Source organism: Teichococcus aestuarii (assembly GCF_003116135.1).
Taxonomy (GTDB): domain Bacteria; phylum Pseudomonadota; class Alphaproteobacteria; order Acetobacterales; family Acetobacteraceae; genus Pseudoroseomonas; species Pseudoroseomonas aestuarii.
This window is the reverse complement of record NZ_PDOA01000104.1, coordinates 1-246: the sequence shown is the minus strand read 5'-3', so window position 1 is coordinate 246 and position 246 is coordinate 1. Positions and strand designations below refer to the sequence as shown.

Below are 246 nucleotides of genomic sequence, written 5' to 3'. Positions count from 1 at the left end.
GTCGAAGCTGTAGCCCTGGCCGGCGCGCAGGGTGATGCCGAACACGTCCACGTCGCCCGCGCTCTCCACCCGCCCGACGCGGGAGAGGCCGGCGGTCAGGCTGGCCGCCGGCGCGGAGGTGTCCGCCAGGCTGTCGGGGATGGTGTCGAAGAAGCCGCTGCGCAGCGTGTAGCTGCCGGTGCCGGCGCCATCGGCCATGGCGTGCAGGTGGTAGGTGCCGCCCCGGGTGGCGACGAAGTCGATATG

General features: G+C 73.2%; 1 protein-coding gene. It reads right to left on the bottom strand.

Annotated features, from left to right (window positions below):
- Nucleotides 1-246: hypothetical protein (locus CR165_RS25315; protein WP_181378364.1), on the bottom strand; the 246-nt coding region annotated here is incomplete at both ends.